The sequence below is a fragment of the Citrobacter sp. RHBSTW-00887 genome, from assembly GCF_013728095.1.
In the GTDB taxonomy this organism is placed as follows: domain Bacteria; phylum Pseudomonadota; class Gammaproteobacteria; order Enterobacterales; family Enterobacteriaceae; genus Citrobacter; species Citrobacter braakii.
The window spans coordinates 1,474,658-1,494,588 of record NZ_CP056267.1; the positions used below are offsets into that span (position 1 = coordinate 1,474,658).

General features: G+C 54.6%; 18 protein-coding genes and 1 pseudogene. 15 read left to right on the top strand and 4 right to left on the bottom strand.

Going from position 1 to position 19,931, the window contains the following annotated elements:
- The first annotated feature begins 5 nt into the window (after positions 1 to 5).
- The 6 genes from lepB (at position 6) to acpS (ending at position 4,820) form a co-directional block, all read left to right on the top strand.
- Positions 6 to 980: a signal peptidase I gene (gene lepB, locus HV314_RS06960; protein WP_016154048.1), complete on the top strand. Its 975-nt coding sequence runs from the start codon at positions 6 to 8 to the stop codon at positions 978 to 980.
- A 269-nt stretch (positions 981 to 1,249) separates the two neighbouring features.
- Positions 1,250 to 1,930: a ribonuclease III gene (rnc, locus tag HV314_RS06965; RefSeq protein WP_003037579.1), complete on the top strand. Its 681-nt coding sequence runs from the start codon at positions 1,250 to 1,252 to the stop codon at positions 1,928 to 1,930.
- The gene (era, locus tag HV314_RS06970) at positions 1,927 to 2,832 is read left to right on the top strand and encodes a GTPase Era (RefSeq protein ID WP_003037581.1); all 906 of its coding nucleotides are present in this window, start codon (positions 1,927 to 1,929) and stop codon (positions 2,830 to 2,832) included. The genes rnc and era overlap by 4 nt, the downstream gene beginning before the upstream one ends.
- 132 nt (positions 2,833 to 2,964) lie before the next feature.
- Entirely contained in the window at positions 2,965 to 3,693 is a 729-nt protein-coding gene (gene recO, locus HV314_RS06975; protein ID WP_016154047.1) for a DNA repair protein RecO, read from the top strand.
- Positions 3,694 to 3,708: 15 nt separating this feature from the next.
- Entirely contained in the window at positions 3,709 to 4,440 is a 732-nt protein-coding gene (gene pdxJ / locus HV314_RS06980) for a pyridoxine 5'-phosphate synthase (protein WP_181547672.1), read from the top strand.
- The gene (gene acpS, locus HV314_RS06985) at positions 4,440 to 4,820 is read left to right on the top strand and encodes a holo-ACP synthase (RefSeq protein WP_003037588.1); all 381 of its coding nucleotides are present in this window, start codon (positions 4,440 to 4,442) and stop codon (positions 4,818 to 4,820) included. The genes pdxJ and acpS overlap by 1 nt, the downstream gene beginning before the upstream one ends.
- 40 nt (positions 4,821 to 4,860) lie before the next feature.
- Here the strand turns inward: acpS and HV314_RS06990 are convergent, their stop codons facing one another.
- Both HV314_RS06990 and HV314_RS06995 read right to left on the bottom strand, forming a co-directional pair.
- On the bottom strand, positions 4,861 to 5,121 hold the full coding sequence (locus HV314_RS06990; RefSeq protein ID WP_003037590.1) for a YfhL family 4Fe-4S dicluster ferredoxin: 261 nt from the start codon (positions 5,119 to 5,121) through the stop codon (positions 4,861 to 4,863).
- A 55-nt stretch (positions 5,122 to 5,176) separates the two neighbouring features.
- Positions 5,177 to 6,025: a MurR/RpiR family transcriptional regulator gene (locus tag HV314_RS06995; RefSeq protein WP_016154045.1), complete on the bottom strand. Its 849-nt coding sequence runs from the start codon at positions 6,023 to 6,025 to the stop codon at positions 5,177 to 5,179.
- A 117-nt stretch (positions 6,026 to 6,142) separates the two neighbouring features.
- Here HV314_RS06995 and murQ point away from each other — a divergent pair, with 117 nt between their 5' ends.
- Genes murQ through tadA form a run of 4 tightly spaced genes read left to right on the top strand, consistent with a single transcriptional unit; the run spans position 6,143 to position 9,604 of the window.
- The gene (gene murQ, locus HV314_RS07000; RefSeq protein ID WP_016154044.1) at positions 6,143 to 7,036 is read left to right on the top strand and encodes an N-acetylmuramic acid 6-phosphate etherase; all 894 of its coding nucleotides are present in this window, start codon (positions 6,143 to 6,145) and stop codon (positions 7,034 to 7,036) included.
- Between the two features lie 9 nt (positions 7,037 to 7,045).
- Positions 7,046 to 8,410, top strand: coding sequence for a PTS transporter subunit EIIC (locus HV314_RS07005; protein ID WP_181547674.1), 1,365 nt, complete (start codon positions 7,046 to 7,048; stop codon positions 8,408 to 8,410).
- A 3-nt stretch (positions 8,411 to 8,413) separates the two neighbouring features.
- On the top strand, positions 8,414 to 9,049 hold the full coding sequence (yfhb, locus tag HV314_RS07010; protein WP_016157167.1) for a phosphatidylglycerophosphatase C: 636 nt from the start codon (positions 8,414 to 8,416) through the stop codon (positions 9,047 to 9,049).
- 57 nt (positions 9,050 to 9,106) lie between these two features.
- Positions 9,107 to 9,604: a tRNA adenosine(34) deaminase TadA gene (gene tadA / locus HV314_RS07015; RefSeq protein ID WP_046275235.1), complete on the top strand. Its 498-nt coding sequence runs from the start codon at positions 9,107 to 9,109 to the stop codon at positions 9,602 to 9,604.
- A 48-nt stretch (positions 9,605 to 9,652) separates the two neighbouring features.
- Here the strand turns inward: tadA and mltF are convergent, their stop codons facing one another.
- Positions 9,653 to 11,203, bottom strand: coding sequence for a membrane-bound lytic murein transglycosylase MltF (gene mltF, locus HV314_RS07020; RefSeq protein ID WP_016154040.1), 1,551 nt, complete (start codon positions 11,201 to 11,203; stop codon positions 9,653 to 9,655).
- A 257-nt stretch (positions 11,204 to 11,460) separates the two neighbouring features.
- Here mltF and purL point away from each other — a divergent pair, with 257 nt between their 5' ends.
- The 5 genes from purL (at position 11,461) to glnB (ending at position 19,838) form a co-directional block, all read left to right on the top strand.
- A complete protein-coding gene (gene purL / locus HV314_RS07025) occupies positions 11,461 to 15,348 on the top strand; it encodes a phosphoribosylformylglycinamidine synthase (protein ID WP_181547676.1) in 3,888 nt (1,295 codons plus the stop codon).
- Between the two features lie 560 nt (positions 15,349 to 15,908).
- Positions 15,909 to 17,339, top strand: coding sequence for a two component system sensor histidine kinase QseE/GlrK (gene qseE, locus HV314_RS07030; protein WP_181548091.1), 1,431 nt, complete (start codon positions 15,909 to 15,911; stop codon positions 17,337 to 17,339).
- A gap of 22 nt (positions 17,340 to 17,361) precedes the next feature.
- On the top strand, positions 17,362 to 18,105 hold the full coding sequence (qseG, locus tag HV314_RS07035) for a two-component system QseEF-associated lipoprotein QseG (RefSeq protein ID WP_181547678.1): 744 nt from the start codon (positions 17,362 to 17,364) through the stop codon (positions 18,103 to 18,105).
- Positions 18,105 to 19,439 carry a two-component system response regulator GlrR gene (gene glrR, locus HV314_RS07040; RefSeq protein ID WP_304412487.1) on the top strand — a complete coding sequence of 445 codons (1,335 nt, stop codon included), beginning with the start codon at positions 18,105 to 18,107 and terminating at the stop codon, positions 19,437 to 19,439. Before qseG ends, glrR begins: the two co-directional genes overlap by 1 nt.
- 60 nt (positions 19,440 to 19,499) lie before the next feature.
- Positions 19,500 to 19,838: a nitrogen regulatory protein P-II gene (gene glnB / locus HV314_RS07045; RefSeq protein WP_002914032.1), complete on the top strand. Its 339-nt coding sequence runs from the start codon at positions 19,500 to 19,502 to the stop codon at positions 19,836 to 19,838.
- On the opposite strand, the pseudogene HV314_RS27565 reads toward glnB, so the two are convergent.
- A pseudogene (locus HV314_RS27565) lies at positions 19,835 to 19,930 on the bottom strand (hypothetical protein); the annotation flags it as partial. The gene glnB and the pseudogene HV314_RS27565 overlap by 4 nt on opposite strands.
- Position 19,931: the final 1 nt, after the last annotated feature.

Genomic DNA, 19,931 nt, shown 5'->3' on the forward strand with positions numbered 1-19,931 from the left:
TTGGCATGGCGAACATGTTTGCCCTGATTCTGGTGATTGCCACACTGGTGACGGGCATTTTATGGTGCGTAGATAAATTCATCTTCGCGCCTAAACGCCGGGAGCGTCAGGCAGCAGCGCAAGCTGCTGCAGGTGATTCACTGGATAAAGCAACGCTGAAAAAAGTGGCCCCTAAGCCAGGCTGGCTGGAAACCGGGGCATCCGTTTTCCCGGTTTTAGCTATTGTGCTGGTGGTGCGTTCATTTATTTATGAGCCGTTCCAGATCCCGTCTGGTTCGATGATGCCGACACTGCTTATCGGTGACTTTATCCTGGTGGAGAAATTCGCCTACGGGATTAAAGATCCGATTTACCAGAAAACGCTGATCGAAACCGGCCATCCGAAACGCGGTGATATCGTGGTGTTTAAATACCCGGAAGATCCGCGTCTGGACTACATCAAACGTGCTGTCGGTTTACCGGGAGACAAAGTGACGTACGATCCGGTGGCGAAAGAGGTAACTATTCAGCCAGGATGCAGTTCCGGTCAGGCGTGTGAAAACGCGCTGCCGGTAACGTACTCTGATGTTCAGCCAAGTGATTTTGTGCAGACATTTGCGCGTCGTAACGGCGGTGAAGCGACCAGCGGCTTCTTTGAGGTTCCGCTGAATGAAACGAAAGATAACGGTATTCGCCTCTCCGAGCGTAAAGAAACGCTGGGTGAGGTAACGCACCGCATTCTGACCGTGCCAATCGCGCAGGATCAGGTGGGGATGTATTACCGCCAGCCAGGCCAGCAGTTGGCAACCTGGATCGTCCCGCCGGGACACTACTTCATGATGGGTGATAACCGTGACAACAGCGCGGACAGCCGTTACTGGGGATTTGTGCCGGAAGCGAATCTGGTTGGTAAAGCAACCGCTATCTGGATGAGTTTCGATAAGCAAGAAGGCGAATGGCCGACCGGTGTGCGCTTAAGCCGTATTGGTGGCATTCACTAATCGCTGATAATCGTTCACGTTGTCGTCATTATGGCGACAGCGTGAATTATTTCTCGGATAAATTCCCGCAGACTAACGACATCCCTTGTCGTTGTGTATAGAATATTCCCCCGAAGTTTGAGGTTGGCACCGACAGGTTGCCACGGCACACGAAACAGCGTTGGTTTGTGTATAAATGCATTCAGCCGAAGCGGGATGGCTAAGCGAAATGCGTATATCAGGTCTGTTTCGTGTGCTGAATTGTTGACGCATTCATTTATTGGTATCGCATGAACCCCATCGTAATTAATCGGCTTCAACGGAAGCTGGGCTACACTTTTAATCATCAGGAGCTGTTGCAGCAGGCATTAACTCACCGTAGCGCCAGCAGCAAACATAACGAGCGTTTAGAATTTTTAGGCGACTCTATTCTGAGCTTTGTTATCGCTAATGCGCTGTATCACCGTTTTCCGCGTGTGGATGAAGGTGATATGAGTCGCATGCGCGCGACGCTGGTTCGCGGCAATACGCTGGCTGAATTAGCCCGTGAGTTTGACCTCGGTGAATGTTTACGTTTGGGGCCAGGCGAGCTGAAAAGCGGCGGTTTCCGTCGTGAATCGATCCTGGCAGATACCGTTGAAGCTTTGATCGGCGGCGTCTTCCTCGACAGCGATATTCAAACCGTTGAACAACTGATCCTGAACTGGTATCAGACTCGTCTGGATGAAATTAGCCCAGGCGATAAACAAAAAGATCCGAAAACGCGCCTTCAGGAATATTTGCAGGGTCGCCACCTGCCGCTACCGTCCTATCTGGTGGTGCAGGTTCGTGGTGAAGCACACGATCAAGAATTTACTATCCACTGCCAGGTCAGCGGCCTGAGTGAACCGGTGGTTGGCACAGGTTCGAGCCGTCGTAAGGCTGAGCAGGCTGCCGCCGAACAGGCGTTGAAAAAACTGGAGCTGGAATGAGCGAAGAGAAAACTTACTGCGGATTTATTGCCATCGTCGGTCGCCCGAACGTCGGCAAATCCACCCTGTTGAATAATCTGCTTGGGCAGAAGATTTCCATTACCTCACGTAAGGCTCAGACAACACGTCACCGTATTGTTGGCATCCATACCGAAGGTGCGTATCAGGCAATTTATGTTGATACCCCGGGCCTTCATATGGAAGAAAAACGGGCGATCAACCGCCTGATGAACAAAGCGGCAAGCAGCTCGATTGGTGATGTTGAACTGGTTATTTTCGTTGTGGAAGGCACCCGCTGGACGCCGGACGACGAAATGGTGCTCAACAAGCTGCGCGACGGTAAAGCCCCGGTTATTCTGGCTGTGAACAAAGTGGACAACGTTCAGGAAAAAGCCGATTTACTGCCGCACTTGCAGTTCCTGGCAAGCCAGATGAACTTCCTTGATATTGTCCCGATTTCTGCCGAAACCGGCCTGAATGTTGATACCGTTGCGGGCATCGTGCGTAAGCACCTGCCGGAAGCCATTCATCACTTCCCGGAAGATTACATCACCGACCGTTCTCAGCGCTTTATGGCTTCTGAAATCATCCGTGAAAAGCTGATGCGTTTTCTGGGGGCTGAACTGCCGTACTCCGTTACCGTGGAGATTGAGCGCTTTATCTCTAACGAACGCGGTGGTTACGATATTAACGGTCTGATCCTCGTTGAACGTGAAGGGCAGAAGAAGATGGTTATTGGCAACAAAGGGGCCAAAATTAAAACCATCGGCATCGAAGCGCGTAAAGACATGCAGGAGATGTTCGAAGCGCCCGTTCACCTCGAGCTGTGGGTGAAAGTGAAATCCGGCTGGGCCGATGACGAGCGCGCGCTGCGTAGCCTCGGTTACGGCGACGACGTCTAATTTTTCATAGGTTATGGCTTTCGAGGTGCAGGAAGGCGGCAAGACCGCAGATCCTCGAGAGCTTACTCAAGTGAGTGACTGGGGTGAGTGGGCGCAGCCAACACACCTGCAGCTTGAAAGACGGCGGGTATGATGGAAGGATGGCAACGCGCTTTTGTCCTGCATAGCCGCCCGTGGAGCGAAACCAGTCTCGTGCTGGACGTCTTCACGGAAGAATCGGGTCGTGTGCGCCTGGTGGCTAAAGGCGCGCGCTCCAAACGTTCTAATCTCAAAGGCGCGCTCCAGCCTTTTACTCCATTGTTGCTTCGCTTTGGTGGACGTGGTGAGGTCAAAACCTTACGCAGTGCCGAAGCCGTTTCTCTGGCTCTCCCCCTTAGCGGTATCACACTGTACAGTGGCTTGTATATCAACGAGCTTATCTCTCGCGTACTTGAGTATGAGACCCGCTTTTCTGAACTCTTTTTCGACTACCTCAACTGTATTCAGGCGCTGGCTGGCGCGACGGGTTCGCCAGAGCCTGCGCTGCGTCGCTTTGAGCTGGCCTTACTTGGACATCTGGGGTACGGCGTCGATTTTACCCACTGTGCGGGTAGTGGCGAGCCGGTGGACGACACCATGACCTATCGTTACCGGGAAGAAAAAGGGTTTATCGCAAGCGTAGTGATTGATAACGCCACCTTTACCGGACGCCATCTGAAAGCACTCGAATCGCGGGAATTTCCGGATGCTGATACGCTTCGCGCCGCGAAACGCTTTACCCGCATGGCGTTAAAGCCGTATCTTGGTGGTAAGCCGTTAAAAAGCCGGGAACTGTTCCGGCAATTTATGCCAAAACGCGCAGTAAAAACAAAAAATGATTAACGAGGATGGATTGCCATGGCCGAATTACTGTTAGGCGTCAACATTGACCACATTGCCACTTTACGTAATGCACGCGGCACCGCATACCCTGACCCGGTTCAGGCGGCGTTTATCGTTGAGCAGGCGGGCGCAGACGGCATTACCGTGCACCTGCGTGAAGACCGTCGCCATATTACCGATCGCGACGTGCGCATTTTGCGCCAGACGCTGGATACGCGTATGAATCTGGAAATGGCGGTAACCGAAGAGATGCTGGCGATTGCCGTTGAGACTAAGCCGCATTTTTGCTGCCTGGTGCCGGAAAAACGTCAGGAAGTGACGACTGAAGGTGGCCTGGACGTCGCGGGTCAGCGTGACAAGATGCGCGATGCCTGCAAACGCCTGGCGGACGCAGGCATTCTGGTTTCGCTGTTTATCGATGCTGATGACGAACAGATTAAGGCCGCTGCTGAAGTCGGCGCGCCGTACATCGAAATTCACACCGGCTGTTACGCCGATGCGAAAACCGACGCTGAACAGGCCAGCGAACTGGCGCGTATCGCCAAAGCGGCGACCTTTGCCGCCAGCCTTGGCCTGAAGGTTAATGCGGGTCACGGCCTGACGTACCATAACGTTAAAGCCATCGCGCGGATCCCGGAAATACACGAGTTGAACATTGGCCATGCCATTATCGGCCGCGCGGTGATGAGTGGTCTGAAAGATGCAGTAGTCGAAATGAAGCGCCTGATGCTGGAAGCGCGTGGCTAATGGCGATTCTGGGATTAGGTACGGATATCGTGGAGATTGCCCGCATCGAAGCGGTGATCTCCCGTTCCGGCGACCGTCTGGCAAGACGCGTGCTCAGCGACAACGAATGGGCAATCTGGGAGACGCATCAGCAACCGGTGCGCTTTCTGGCGAAGCGTTTTGCGGTCAAAGAGGCGGCAGCAAAAGCCTTTGGTACCGGTATTCGCAACGGTCTGGCGTTTAATCAGTTTGAGGTCTTTAACGATGAACTCGGTAAGCCGCGTCTGCGGTTATGGGGGGAGGCGTTAAAACTGGCGGAAAAACTCGGCGTCGCACATATGCATGTGACGCTGGCCGATGAGCGTCACTACGCCTGCGCCACGGTGATTATCGAGAGCTAACGTTTCATCGGCCTGATAAGCATAGCGTCATCAGGCAACGTTACAGCTTATCGGCGTGGTGCATCAGTACAAACTTATCCCACAGCTGCTCTTCCGTTTCGACATGTGCCGGATCTTTCAAAATAGTATTAGGGATCGGGCACACCTTCTGGCAGGTTGGCGTGTCGTAATGGCCTACGCATTCCGTACACTTGTCGCTGTTAATCTCGTAAATGCTGTCACCCATCGAAATCGCCTCATTCGGGCATTCGGGCTCGCACATATCGCAATTGATACACTTTTTAGTGATTAACAGGGCCATCAGGAAACTCTCAAAACATCACAAATCGGGCGGGCATTATACGCGCATTCTTTGCTCAGACCAGTTTTTTTACCAGTGCTTCGCTGTGGCGAATGCGTTCCGGGGCATGCTCCAGATCTTGCTGCACCAGCGCCATAAACAGTAAATCAGTGAGCATCATTTGCGCATGGGTAGAGGAAATCGCTGCGCTGCGCGTGGCCTGTTCTTCAGCAATCGTGTACAGACAATGAGTTGCGCGCTGTTGCAGGGCGTTAGGGGTAAATCCGGTGATGGCGAGAATTTTGGCTCCGGCGCGCAACGTTTCATCCGCAGCCAGGTTGAGTTCGCGGCGTTCTCCGGTATACGAAATGGCCAGCAGCAGATCGTTAGGTGAAAGCGCCTGCACCGCCGCCAGCAGGGCGTGCATATCGCGTTCAACCACCGCGTTAAACCCAATCTTTAGCAGTTTCCAGGCAAAATTCTGCGCTACCAGACCCGATGCGCCAATCCCGGTCAGGATAATGCGCCGGGCTGAGCGCAGCATCGTGACGCTCTCTATCAGTTTCTCTTCGCTGTTGACGTCCAGCGTCGCATGCATCGCCGCCACGTTCTCTTTAATCAGCTTTTCGCCCACCATACGCATGGGGTCGTCACCGCGAATCTGATTATGCACCGGAATGGAATGAGGGTTGGGATTGCTGGCCAACGCTTCGCTAATCGCCAGTTTCAGCGCCGGAAACCCTTTAAAGCCCATCTTTTGCGCGAACTTCACCACGCTGGACTGGCTGACGCCTGCTTCAAAGGCCAGCTGCTGTGAGCTGAGATGACGCGCGGTATCCGGCTGAGCAAGAAGATAATCCGCAAGTTTTTTATCGCTTTGCGCGAGGTCCGGGTAACGCTGACGAATGCGAATTAAACAGTTCATGCTGTCTCCTGGCGAAAACGTGATGGCGATTGCAAAACAAAATTTCACTCGCCTGGATGAATATAATATTCCATTATGACAGATTATTATGAATTAAAAATTCCTAAGGAACAAAAAATGAATCTCGGTGCATTAGTTTCAGAAACCCGCAATCCACAGACCATGGATCTGGATGCGCTCTCAACGTTGGAGTTGGTTCATCGATTTAATCAACAGGATACGCTGGTAGCGGAAGCAGTAAAAGCAACTCTGCCTCAAGTTGCGTGCGCGGTCGATGCGGCAGCTAACGCGTTAAAAGCCGGTGGACGCATTATTTACATGGGCGCAGGTACCAGCGGACGTCTTGGAGTGCTGGACGCGTCTGAGTGCCCACCGACCTTCGGTGTACCGCATGGTCTGGTGGTTGGGCTGATTGCCGGGGGGCCGGGCGCGCTGCTCAAGGCGGTAGAAGGTGCGGAAGATAACCCGCAGTTAGGCGAAGACGATCTGCGCGCACTCAACCTTACCGCACAGGATCTGGTGGTTGGTCTGGCGGCTTCAGGTCGCACGCCGTATGTGATTGGCGGGCTGAAATATGCGCGTTCGGTGGGTTGTACGACGGCGGCTATTTCCTGCAATCCGGATTCTCCTGTCGCGCATGAAGCGGATATTGCTATCTCCCCGGTGGTGGGGCCGGAGGCGTTGACCGGGTCAACGCGACTGAAATCCGGCACCGCGCAAAAATTGGTGCTCAATATGATCTCCACCGGTGCGATGGTGAAATTTGGCAAGGTGTACCAGAACCTGATGGTGGATATGCAGGCAACCAACGTCAAACTGGTCGATCGGGCGTGCCGTATGGTGGTTGAAGCCACCGGCATTGCGCGTGAACAGGCGCAAGCGCTGTTAAAGCAGACTGATTTTGACGTTAAGCCAGCGATTTTAATGGCGCTCACCGGCCTGGATGCCGCTGCCGCCCGTGAAAAGCTTGCCGCTCACCAGGGTTTTTTACGCGCGGCGTTAGAACACTAAGAGGTGTATATGGATAAGACGGCGGTGCTGGCCAGCGACATTCTGCTGGGCGTAGGTGGAGAGCAAAATATTCTGCGCCTGGAAAACTGTATGACCCGCGTCAGGGTGGAAGTTCAGGATGACGATCAGATTGATATTCCCCATCTCAGGCAACTGCCCGGTGTTAGCGGTTACGTGAAGCAGGGCGCGCAGCATCAGATAATCGTCGGCCCCGGTAAAGCTGCCAAGGTGGTGGATGCCATGCGCTCCCTGATTGCCGGTGGCGGCGAGCGTGCAGATGTGAATAATATCGAGCGCACCAAATCAGAGGCCAAAGCGAAGTACAAAGCACCAATGAGCGATGCGCTGCGCAAGCTGGCGAACGTCTTTATCCCTCTTATTCCGGCGTTTATCGCCTCCGGCTTGATCACCGGCATTATTAACATCCTTAAGCGACCGGATATCGTGGGGGATTTTGCGACCCATTATCCGAATATGCTGGGGCTGATGGGCATATTTGGTAGCGCCGTGTTTGCCATCATGAATATTCTGGTTGGGGTGAATACCGCCAAAGTCTTCGGCGGCTCTCTGGCGATGGGTGGGGTGATGGCGGGGATCCTCTCCAGTCCGCAGCTGGCGCAGATTACCCTGTTTGGCGAAGCGTTGCAGCCGGGGCGCGGCGGGGTGATCGCAGTGCTGCTGGTGGTTGCGCTGATGTGTTGGATCGAGCGCAAATTCCGCGAGCTGTTGCCGGAATCGCTGGAGCTTATCCTTAACCCGCTGCTGACCACCATCATTACCGGGGCCATCGCGATTGTGGCGCTGCAACCGCTTGGAGGCTGGATTTCTGAATCCATCGCTCACGGCGCATCCTGGGCTATCGACCGCGGCGGGTTCCTGGTTGGTGCCATACTGGCGGGAACTTTCCTGCCATTGGTGCTCACCGGACTTCATCAAGGGTTGGTGCCCATCCACGTTGAGCTGGTACAGGCGCACGGTTATAACGCGCTCTTTCCTATCCTGGCGATGGCAGGCGTTGGACAAGTAGGGGCTGCGATAGCGGTGTTGATGAAAACCCGCAATGCGCGGCTTAAGAAAGTGATCAAAGGAGCGCTGCCGGTCGGGCTGCTGGGCATTGGCGAACCGCTTATTTTTGGCGTCACGCTGCCGTTGGGTAAACCGTTTATCGGTGCCTGCCTTGGCGGAGCGGTAGGCGGGGCGCTGATTAGCTACTGGAAGGTGGCGACGGTTATCACCTTTGGCATCTCCGGTTTGCCGCTGGCACTGACGATTGTTGCCGGAAAAGTGATGTTCTATCTGTTAGGCTATCTGGTAGCAGTTATCGCCGGGTTCCTGTTTACCTGGCTATTGGGGTTCAACGATCCAGAGGAATAAGGTTTGACCAATCACCAGCGCCGCGTTGTTTTTTTTGATTTGGATGGCACATTACACCAGCAGGATATGTTCGGTAGCTTTATACGTTATCTGCTGCGTCGCCAGCCGCTGAATGCGTTGCTTGTGCTGCCTCTGCTACCGGTGATTGCGCTGGCGCTGCTGATACAAGGGCGCGCCGCCCGCTGGCCAATGAGCCTGCTGTTGTGGGGATGCACTTTTGGTCGTAGCGAGGCGCGTCTGAAAGGGCATCAGGCTGACTTTGTGCGCTGGTTTCGCAGTAACGTGACGGCCTTTCCGCTCGTGCAGCAGCGGCTGACAACCTACCTGTTAAGCTCTGACGCCGAAATCTGGCTTATTACTGGCTCCCCGCAGTCGCTGGTCGAGCAGGTGTACTTCGATACGCCGTGGCTACCGCGAGTCAATCTGATCGCCAGTAAAATGGCGCGGGGATTCGGCGGGTGGGTGCTGCCTCTGCGCTGTCTGGGCCATGAGAAAGTGACGCAACTGGAACGCCACATTGGTGCGCCGCTTCAGCTTTACAGTGGCTACAGCGACAGTAATCAGGACAATCCTCTGCTCTCTTTTTGCCAGCATCGCTGGCGCGTCACGCCGCGCGGAGAGCTGCAACAACTCGAATAGAGTAAACGATAGCGTCTGTGTATAATGCGCCCGCTTTGATTACTGGAGTTACCCCCTTTGTCTGAAGTTGAATTTAGCCACGAATACTGGATGCGTCATGCTTTAACGCTGGCTAAGCGCGCCTGGGATGAGCGTGAAGTCCCGGTGGGCGCGGTATTGGTACATAACAACCGCGTGATTGGCGAAGGCTGGAACCGTCCGATTGGTCACCATGATCCGACTGCCCACGCTGAAATTATGGCGCTGCGTCAGGGTGGCCTGGTGCTGCAAAACTATCGTCTGTTGGATACCACGCTGTATGTCACTCTGGAGCCGTGTGTGATGTGCGCAGGCGCGATGGTGCACAGCCGTATCGGCCATGTCGTTTTTGGCGCGCGCGATGCGAAAACGGGGGCTGCCGGGTCATTAATGGATGTACTGCATCACCCTGGAATGAATCATCGGGTGGAGGTGACCGAAGGGGTGCTACGAGATGAATGCGCCACGTTGCTCAGTGATTTCTTTCGCATGCGTCGTCAGGAAATCAAAGCGCTGAAAAAAAACGCCAATTTGTAAATGCCGGTCTGATTGCCTGATGACGCTGCGCTTATCAGGCTTCCGAGGCTACTTGCCCTCTTTTTTCTGCGGTGAAAACAGCAGGGAAGGGGAGTGCGACAGGTAATTTGACGACGTCTGAGACAGAAACGCCGAAAGCGGCAATTCATCTTTACCTATTAGCTCTGCCGGCGTCACCGCCGGGTAATCCTGCGCCAGTTGCTGCGTTTCAAGCGCCCGTTTTTCTTTCTCCTGCAGATACCCCACCAGGCTAATCTGGTACTTACGGATATTTTCTACATAAGCGTAGGCTTCGTGGCCTCGCGCATAACCATAGGTCAGCTTGTTGTAATACGGCTTTTGGCTGAGCAGCGGCAGACGCTGTTTTACGTCGGACCAACTGTTCGGATTGCCTTTGGTTTTCACTGTCAGCGCCCGTGCATCCAGCATGTGCGCATAACCCATGTTGTAGGCTGCGAGCGCAAACCAGATGCGTTCCCCTTCGGGGACGGTATCGGGCACTTTACTCATCATATCCTGCAAATACCGTGCGCCGCCGCTGATGCTTTGTTCGGCATCGGTACGGTCAGTCAGTCCGAGACTTTGAGCGGTATTTTTGGTCAGCATCATCAACCCGCGTACGCCGGTCGGGGAAGTGGCCTGCGCGTCCCAGTGCGACTCCTGATAAGAGATTGCGGCGAGCAGTCGCCAGTCTATCTCCTGCGCATATTTCTCAAACAGCGGCTTAAGGTCCGGCAATACGCTGTCTACGGCGCGTAAAAAGGTGCGGGTATCAACATAGTCAAAATCATCGCCATGTCCGAGATACTTTTCTTCTAGCCGTGCCAGAGAGCCGTCTTCATTCATGGTGTTAAAAAAATCCAACAGGGCGGCAGACAGCGTGTTGTCATCGTCCAGGCGACTAAACCAGGTCACCGGCTGTTCGTCAGATACGTCCAGCGCTACGGCCAGTTCAGGATGTACGCGTTGGTATAAGCTGATGGCGACGGAATCGGCAATGGTGTAATCCAGCTTCCCGGCGATAACATCATCAAGCAGTTCAGTGGTGCCTTTTTTGTCATCCACCTTCCAGCTCAGATCGGGAAATTTATTCTCTTTAAGCAACTGGAGATCGTTAACCACCACGTGTCCCGGGGCGATGGTCAGCTGATTTTCGTTCACAGTGGCAAGAGTGCGCGGGCGGTATTGCCCAACCCGATACACCAACTGTTGTGAAACCGAATAGTAGGTCGGACCTGGCTGGTAATTTTTCACCCGCTCGCTGTTATATACCAGGCCTGCGGCTAACAGATCGGCATGACCGTTATCCAGGTCGTCAAAAAGCTGGCTGATGTTCTGGCGCACGGTGACTTTTAACTTCACGCCCAGGTAGTTGGCGAACGCCTGAGTCAGTTCATAATCCAGGCCGAATTTCTTGCCGTTGAGGGTCGCGTAAGTTAACGGCGAGTCGAGGGTACTGACGCGCAGTTCTCCCCGCGACTGAATGGCGGCGATACGATTTTCGGCTTTACCGAACCAGGGAATAGATGGCCAGAGGGCCGCTGCCAACAACAGCGTTAATATGCCGATGAACAGATAATTAATCTTTAATTTTTTCAATTAGTTAATTCTCTGAACCGTACGTTGTCTCTGCCTGCTGTGGTGATGATTAAGAAGTGAAGTCGTCATTAATGAGCGGCATTTTGCTTAAACTTGCGTCAGTTGGCAACTTATTCAGAAACCAGACCGCATTTGATGATAAGAGAAGGTCGTGATTTTATTTCGACGCAAACGGTTTCGTCGGCGCGGTAGATTCTTTATAATGACGTCCGTTTCCCCCACTTGGGCACACCGAAAGCTTAGAAGACGAGAGACTTATGATGGAAATTCTGCGTGGTTCACCTGCACTGTCTGCATTCCGTATTAATAAACTGCTGGCACGTTTTCAGGCTGCCAACCTCCAGGTCCACAATATTTACGCCGAGTACGTCCATTTTGCCGATCTGAATGCACCGTTGAATGAGGATGAGCACGCCCAGCTTGTACGCCTGCTGAAATATGGTCCTGCTCTTCACAGCCATGCCCCTGAAGGCAAACTGCTGCTGGTTACGCCTCGCCCTGGCACCATCTCCCCGTGGTCTTCTAAAGCGACTGATATTGCCCACAACTGTGGCCTGCAACAGATTAGCCGTCTGGAACGTGGCATTGCCTGGTATGTAGAAGCCTCTACGCTGACCGCTGAGCAGTGGCAGATGGTTGCCGACGAACTGCACGACCGCATGATGGAAACGGTTTTCTCTGCGCTGAACGATGCCGAAAAACTGTTTGTCCATCACCAGCCTGCGCCGGTCTCCAGTGTTGATCTGCTGGGTGAGGGACGCCAGGCGCTGATCGACGCTAACCTGCGTCTCGGTCTGGCGCTGGCGGAAGACGAAATCGACTATCTGCAGGATGCGTTTACCAAACTGGGACGCAACCCGAACGACATTGAACTGTACATGTTTGCGCAGGCTAACTCCGAGCACTGCCGCCACAAAATTTTTAACGCCGACTGGGTTATCGACGGTAAACAGCAGCCCAAGTCGCTGTTCAAGATGATTAAAAACACTTTCGAAACCACGCCGGACCACGTGCTGTCTGCTTATAAAGACAACGCCGCGGTAATGGAAGGTTCTGAAGTGGGCCGCTACTTTGCCGACCACAAAACCGGCCGCTACGATTTCCATCAGGAGCCAGCCCACATCCTGATGAAGGTTGAAACCCACAACCACCCGACGGCTATCTCTCCGTGGCCGGGCGCGGCTACCGGCTCCGGCGGCGAAATCCGCGACGAGGGTGCAACCGGTCGTGGTGCAAAACCGAAAGCCGGGCTGGTGGGCTTCTCCGTTTCCAACCTGCGTATTCCTGGCTTTGAACAGCCGTGGGAAGAAGACTTTGGTAAGCCGGACCGTATTGTTACCGCGCTCGATATCATGACCGAAGGTCCGTTGGGCGGCGCGGCATTTAACAACGAATTCGGTCGCCCGGCGCTGACCGGCTACTTCCGCACCTACGAAGAAAAGGTCAACAGCCACAACGGCGAAGAGCTACGCGGTTACCATAAACCGATCATGCTGGCGGGCGGGATCGGTAACATCCGTGCCGATCACGTGCAAAAAGGTGAGATCGTCGTTGGCGCCAAGCTGATCGTCCTCGGCGGCCCGGCGATGAACATCGGGCTTGGCGGCGGGGCGGCCTCCTCTATGGCTTCCGGCCAGTCTGATGCCGATCTTGATTTCGCTTCGGTACAGCGCGACAACCCGGAAATGGAACGTCGTTGCCAGGAAGTTATCGACCGCTGCTGGCAGATGGGCGATGCGAACCCGATCCTGTTTATCCATGACGTTGGCGCGGGCGGTCTGTCTAACGCCATGCCGGAGTTGGTAAGCGATGGCGGTCGCGGCGGTAAGTTCCAGCTGCGCGATATCCTTAGCGACGAGCCGGGTATGAGCCCGCTGGAAATCTGGTGTAACGAATCCCAGGAGCGTTATGTGCTGGCGGTTGCCGCTGACCAGCTACCGCTGTTTGACGAACTGTGTAAGCGCGAGCGCGCGCCGTATGCGGTGATCGGTGAGGCCACCGAAGAACAGCATCTCACACTGAGCGACAGCCACTTCGATAACCAGCCGATCGACATGCCGCTTGATGTGCTGCTGGGTAAAACCCCGAAAATGACCCGCGATGTGCAGACGCTGAAAGCCAAAGGTGACGCCCTGAATCGTGGCGAAATCTCGATTGCAGATGCGGTTAACCGCGTGCTGCATCTGCCGACTGTCGCTGAGAAAACGTTCCTCGTGACGATCGGCGACCGTACCGTTACCGGCATGGTGGCGCGTGACCAGATGGTTGGTCCGTGGCAGATCCCGGTAGCCAACTGCGCGGTCACCACCGCAAGCCTGGATAGCTACTACGGTGAAGCGATGTCTATCGGTGAGCGTGCGCCCGTTGCGCTACTGGATTTCTCGGCCTCTGCGCGTCTGGCGGTAGGTGAAGCGCTGACTAACATTGCGGCAACGCAGATTGGCGATATCAAACGCATTAAACTGTCGGCTAACTGGATGGCGGCTGCGGGTCACCCCGGTGAAGATGCCGGGCTGTACGAAGCGGTAAAAGCCGTTGGGGAAGAATTATGTCCGGCGCTTGGCCTGACTATTCCGGTGGGCAAAGACTCTATGTCGATGAAAACCCGCTGGCAGGAAGGTAATGAGCAGCGTGAAATGACTTCGCCGCTGTCGCTGGTGATCACCGCCTTTGCCCGCGTGGAAGACGTGCGCCACACGATAACCCCACAGCTCTCTACTGAAGACAACGCCCTGCTGCTGATTGACCTCGGTCTTGGTCACAACGCGCTGGGCGCGACGGCGCTGGCACAGGTTTATCGTCAACTGGGCGACAAGCCTGCCGACGTGCGTAACGTTGAGCAACTGAAAGGCTTCTACGACGCCATTCAGGCGCTGGTCGCGCAGCGTAAGCTGCTGGCCTACCATGACCGTTCCGACGGCGGACTGCTGGTTACGCTGGCGGAAATGGCCTTCACCGGTCACTGCGGTATTGACGCTGATATCCACTCTCTGGGTGACGATCGTCTGGCGGCGCTGTTTAATGAAGAGCTGGGCGCAGTGATCCAGGTTCGCGCTGCTGACCGTGCAGCGGTTGAGGTGTTGCTGGCACAACATGGCCTGGCAGATTGCGTGCACTATCTTGGCCAGGCGGTAACGGGTGACCGTTTCACCCTGAGCGCCAACGGTCAGCCGGTGTTCAGCGAAAGCCGCACCACGCTGCGCATGTGGTGGGCGGAAACCACCTGGCAGATGCAGCGTCTGCGCGACAACCCGGAGTGTGCCGATCAGGAACACGACGCTAAAACCAACGATGCCGATCCTGGCCTCAACGTTAAACTGTCGTTTGATATCAACGAAGATGTTGCCTCCCCGTACATCGCTACCGGCGCGCGTCCAAAAGTGGCCGTGCTGCGCGAGCAGGGCGTGAACTCCCACGTTGAAATGGCGGCTGCCTTCCACCGTGCGGGCTTTGACGCCATCGATGTGCATATGAGCGACCTGCTGGGCGGACGCATCGGTCTGGGTAACTTCCAGGCGCTGGTCGCTTGTGGCGGTTTCTCTTACGGCGATGTGCTCGGCGCAGGGGAAGGCTGGGCGAAGTCGATTCTGTTCAACAACCGCGTCCGTGATGAGTTCGAAACCTTCTTCCATCGCCCGCAAACGCTGGCGCTCGGGGTGTGTAACGGTTGCCAGATGATGTCTAACCTGCGTGAACTGATCCCGGGAAGCGAGCTGTGGCCACGCTTTGTGCGTAACCACTCCGATCGTTTTGAAGCCCGCTTCAGCCTGGTCGAAGTGACGCAAAGCCCGTCTTTACTGCTTGCCGATATGGTTGGTTCGATGATGCCGATTGCCGTTTCTCACGGTGAAGGCCGTGTGGAAGTGCGTGACGGCGCGCATCTGGCCGCGCTGGAGAGTAAGGGGCTGGTGGCGCTGCGCTACGTTGATAACTTCGGTAAGGTGACCGAGACCTACCCGGCTAACCCGAACGGTTCGCCGAACGGAATTACTGCCGTTACTACTGAAAATGGTCGCGTCACCATTATGATGCCGCACCCGGAACGCGTATTCCGTACCGTGAGCAACTCCTGGCACCCGGAAAACTGGGGCGAGGACAGCCCGTGGATGCGTATCTTCCGCAACGCGCGTAAGCAGCTCGGGTAATCAGCTCGATAACCCTTAAGCCCCTCTGCGTGAGGGGCTTTTTTTTGTCTGTCATTTTGTATGCCGCTATCCGACAATGCGTTTAAGTGTCGGGAAATCCCGACATAGGTGGGGTTACGTTGTCGCTAAAAAGAGACATTTAATTATATGATTTAAAATGAATTTGTTTTTAAGTGCTGTGGGTGTTGCTGATTGGCGACAGTAAGGGTGAAAAATAGCCAAAATCATTTTTCATATGAATAAGAACATTTTCTATATTTATCATTGTGTTAATAAAGTGTTTTGAATATTGGCACAGATGCTGCATAATATAACCCAGTGGCTCATTCACCTTCTTATGTCAGCCCCTTCGGGACGTGCTACATAAACTTCGAATGACGCACAACAAGGTGCCTGCCGTCCAACATCTGATATTAGCATCGCTCATATCAACCTTCGGGCGAAACGTCGAGTTAGGCACCGCCTTATTCCACAACAAAGCCGGGTTAATCCCGGCTTTGTTGTATCTGACGTTCCCCTCAGTTAGCATCAACCTATTCCTGTCCATTGAGAGTAACGCCTTGAAGCGCTGGTCTGTTTTCCCCCGATCTCTACGTCAATTGGTTACGTTGGCATTTTTGCTTATCCTGCTGCCGTTGTTAGTTTTGGCCTGGCAGGCGTGGCAAAGTCTGAATGCCCTGAGCGCGCAGGCGGCGCTGACGAACCAAACCACGCTGATTGACGCCAGACGCAGTGAAGCGATGACCAATGCCGCGCTGGAGATGGAGCGTAGCTACCGGCAATACTGTGTGCTTGATGACCCAACGCTGGCTAAGGTTTACCAGAGCCAACGTAAACGCTACAGCGACATGCTGGATGCGCATGCGGGCGTGTTGCCGGATACCAAGCTTTATGAGGCACTACGTCAGGACCTCAACGATCTCGCGCAGTTGCAGTGCACTAACAGCGGTCCTGACAGCGTGGCGGCGGCGCGGCTGGACGCTTTCGCCAGTGCCAATACTGAAATGGTACAAGCGACGCGCACGGTCGTCTTTTCTCGTGGGCAGCAGCTACAGCAGGAAATAGCCGAACGTGGGCAGTTCTTTGGCTGGCAGGCGCTGGTGCTGTTTCTTGTCAGCCTGGCGATGGTGTTGCTGTTTACCCGCATGATAATCGGTCCGGTGAAGGGCATAGAAAAAATGATCAATCGTCTGGGGGAAGGGCGCTCGCTGGGCGATAGCGTATTATTTACGGGACCCCGGGAGCTGCGCTCCGTGGGGCAGCGCATTATCTGGCTGAGCGAACGTCTCTCCTGGCTGGAGTCACAACGACATCAGTTTTTACGCCACCTGTCTCATGAGCTGAAAACGCCTCTGGCGAGCATGCGCGAAGGTACCGAGCTGTTAGCCGATCAGGTCGTTGGGCCGTTAACGCCAGAGCAAAAAGAGGTGGTCGGTATTCTCGATGACAGTAGCCGCAACCTGCAAAAACTGATTGAGCAACTGCTCGATTACAACCGCAAGCTGGCGGATGACGAGGTTGAGCTTGAACGTGTGGAAATCGCGCCGCTGGTGGAAAGCGTTGTTTCTGCACATAGCCTGCCCGCTCGCGCCAAAATGATACATACTGATGTTGCGCTTGCGGTGAACGCCTGCCTGGCAGAACCGATGCTATTGATGAGCGTGCTGGACAATCTTTATTCCAATGCGGTGCACTATGGCGCTGAATCCGGTAACATTTGGATCCGCAGCAGTTTGCATGGCTCAATGGTATACATTGATGTAATGAATACCGGCACACCGATTCCAGAAGCAGAACAGACCATGATCTTCGAGCCTTTTTTCCAGGGTAGCCATCAGCGAAAAGGGGCGGTAAAAGGAAGCGGGTTGGGGCTGAGCATTGCCAGAGATTGCATCCGCCGTATGCGGGGCAAACTGTATCTGGTTGATGAGCATGCGCAAAACGTTTGTTTTCGCATAGAACTGCCGCTATCTGCAGCGAAAAATCACTAAAATAAACCTAAGTCTGGTGAGTATGCCATACGTTGTTGTCCGAATGCTTAAACGACATTTTTTCCGTCGCGTCATCCTCGCAAGCCTGCCGTGTCTGGCGCTGGTAGGCTGCGTCCCGAACGCGGTGAATCATATTATCGGCGACCCCTCGCAGGAGAAAATTCCGCCTCATCAACTGGCGGACTACCTTGCAACCGACTGTAGCGATATCTGGTCGCTGTCTGGTCAGCCCACAGAGACCAATCCGCTGTACTGGCTGCGGGCGATGGATTGCGCCAATCGCCTGATGCCGGTACAGGCGCGTAGTGAAGCCAGCACGATGATGCCTGATACCTGGCAGGGGGCTTTCAGGCGCGGGATCCTGCTTGATAACGCCAACATTACGCCGCCTGAAAGGCGGGAGACGGTTACGCGCCTCGACGCATTAAACCCGCAAATTCCGCCACAGGTACGCCCGCTGTATCAGGTCTGGCGCAGCAGTCAGACGTTGCAGTTGCAACTGGCCGAAGAGCGTATGCGCTACAGCAAGCTTCAGCAGGCGTCAGACAGCGATCTTGATACGCTACGTCAGCAGCAGCAACATTTGCAGTCTCAGCTCGATCTCACGACCCGCAAGCTGGAGAATCTAACCGATATTGAACGCCAGCTTTCCACGCGCAAACCCGCCGGTAGTTACAACCCTGATGCGCCGCACGGGAACGAAAAAGTCACCCTACCTGATAACGAGGAAGGCGCAGCGCCGTCTGCCGATGAGGTCACGCCATGATAAGCCGTAAGCCCGCGCATCTGCTGCTGGTGGATGACGATCCCGGCCTGTTGAAATTACTTGGAATGCGCCTGACCAGCGAAGGCTACAGCGTCGTAACCGCAGAAAGCGGGCAGGAAGGGCTACGAGTGCTGAACCGTGAAAAAGTGGATCTGGTTATTAGCGATCTGCGCATGGATGAAATGGACGGCATGCAGCTGTTTACTGAAATCCAGAAAGTGCAGCCGGGAATGCCGGTTATTATCCTCACCGCTCACGGTTCCATCCCCGACGCCGTTGCGGCGACTCAGCAAGGGGTGTTCAGCTTTCTCACTAAGCCGGTGGATAAAGACGCGTTATACCATGCGATCGACGGGGCGTTGGAACAGTCTGCGCCTGCCGCTGATGACAGCTGGCGTGAGTCCATCGTCACCCGCAGCCCACTGATGCTGCGCCTGCTAGAACAGGCGCGCATGGTGGCGCAATCGGACGTAAGCGTATTGATCAACGGCCAAAGCGGAACCGGGAAAGAAGTTTTTGCCCAGGCCATTCATAACGCCAGCCCGCGCAGCCACAAGCCTTTTATTGCCATTAACTGTGGCGCATTGCCGGAACAACTGCTGGAGTCTGAGCTGTTTGGTCATGCGCGCGGCGCATTTACCGGCGCGGTGAGCAATCGTGAAGGGCTATTTCAGGCCGCGGAAGGCGGGACGCTGTTTCTCGATGAGATTGGCGATATGCCCGCGCCGTTGCAGGTTAAATTGCTACGTGTATTGCAGGAGCGAAAAGTCAGGCCGCTGGGTAGTAACCGCGATATCGATATTGATGTGCGGATCGTTTCCGCGACCCACCGTGATTTACCCAAAGCGATGGCTCGGGGGGAATTTCGCGAAGATTTGTACTATCGCCTCAACGTGGTGAGCCTGAAGATCCCGGCGCTGGCCGAGCGTACGGAAGATATTCCGCTGCTGGCAAACCATCTGCTGCGCCAGTCTGCTGAACGACACAAACCGTTCGTGCGCGCCTTTTCGACCGATGCCATGAAACGGTTAATGACCGCCAGTTGGCCTGGTAACGTGCGTCAGTTGGTTAACGTGATTGAGCAGTGCGTGGCGTTGACCTCTTCGCCGGTGATCAGCGACGCGCTGGTGGAGCAGGCGCTGGAAGGGGAGAACACCGCGCTGCCGACCTTTGTTGAAGCGCGTAACCAGTTTGAACTCAACTACCTGCGTAAGCTGTTGCAAATCACCAAGGGCAATGTGACCCATGCGGCGCGAATGGCGGGGCGCAACCGCACCGAATTCTACAAGTTGCTCTCTCGCCATGAGCTGGATGCAAACGATTTCAAAGAATAAATCTGCGGATTATGTTAGTTTTATTCGATCAAAAGACAGGCGACCTTTTCAAGGAATAGCATGAAAAAGATTGATGCGATTATTAAACCCTTCAAGCTGGACGACGTCCGCGAAGCGCTGGCTGAAGTCGGCATTACCGGTATGACTGTAACAGAAGTGAAAGGGTTTGGCCGTCAGAAAGGCCATACTGAGCTGTACCGTGGTGCGGAATATATGGTGGATTTTCTGCCGAAGGTAAAAATTGAAATTGTGGTCACCGACGACATCGTCGATACCTGCGTCGACACCATTATTCGTACTGCCCAGACCGGTAAAATCGGTGACGGTAAGATTTTTGTCTTCGACGTGGCACGCGTGATTCGTATTCGCACCGGTGAAGAAGACGACGCGGCAATCTAAGCCGCGCCGTGCTTGCCGGATGGCGGTGTAAACACCTTATCAGGCCTACAATATCCCGTAGGCCTGATAAGCGCAGCGCCATCCGGCATGAGT

Excerpts from the sequence above, each read along its gene's own strand:
- HV314_RS07005 (WP_181547674.1), top strand. The coding sequence starts at position 7,046 with ATGGATAAGACGGCGGTGCTGGCCAGCGACATTCTGCTGGGCGTAGGT.
- HV314_RS06995 (WP_016154045.1), bottom strand. The coding sequence starts at position 6,025 with ATGAACTGTTTAATTCGCATTCGTCAGCGTTACCCGGACCTCGCGCAA.
- qseG (WP_181547678.1), top strand. The coding sequence starts at position 17,362 with ATGCCATACGTTGTTGTCCGAATGCTTAAACGACATTTTTTCCGTCGC.
- pdxJ (WP_181547672.1), top strand. The coding sequence starts at position 3,709 with ATGGCCGAATTACTGTTAGGCGTCAACATTGACCACATTGCCACTTTA.
- purL (WP_181547676.1), top strand. The coding sequence starts at position 11,461 with ATGATGGAAATTCTGCGTGGTTCACCTGCACTGTCTGCATTCCGTATT.
- glnB (WP_002914032.1), top strand. The coding sequence starts at position 19,500 with ATGAAAAAGATTGATGCGATTATTAAACCCTTCAAGCTGGACGACGTC.
- lepB (WP_016154048.1), top strand. The coding sequence starts at position 6 with ATGGCGAACATGTTTGCCCTGATTCTGGTGATTGCCACACTGGTGACG.
- recO (WP_016154047.1), top strand. The coding sequence starts at position 2,965 with ATGGAAGGATGGCAACGCGCTTTTGTCCTGCATAGCCGCCCGTGGAGC.
- rnc (WP_003037579.1), top strand. The coding sequence starts at position 1,250 with ATGAACCCCATCGTAATTAATCGGCTTCAACGGAAGCTGGGCTACACT.
- acpS (WP_003037588.1), top strand. The coding sequence starts at position 4,440 with ATGGCGATTCTGGGATTAGGTACGGATATCGTGGAGATTGCCCGCATC.
- era (WP_003037581.1), top strand. The coding sequence starts at position 1,927 with ATGAGCGAAGAGAAAACTTACTGCGGATTTATTGCCATCGTCGGTCGC.
- murQ (WP_016154044.1), top strand. The coding sequence starts at position 6,143 with ATGAATCTCGGTGCATTAGTTTCAGAAACCCGCAATCCACAGACCATG.
- HV314_RS06990 (WP_003037590.1), bottom strand. The coding sequence starts at position 5,121 with ATGGCCCTGTTAATCACTAAAAAGTGTATCAATTGCGATATGTGCGAG.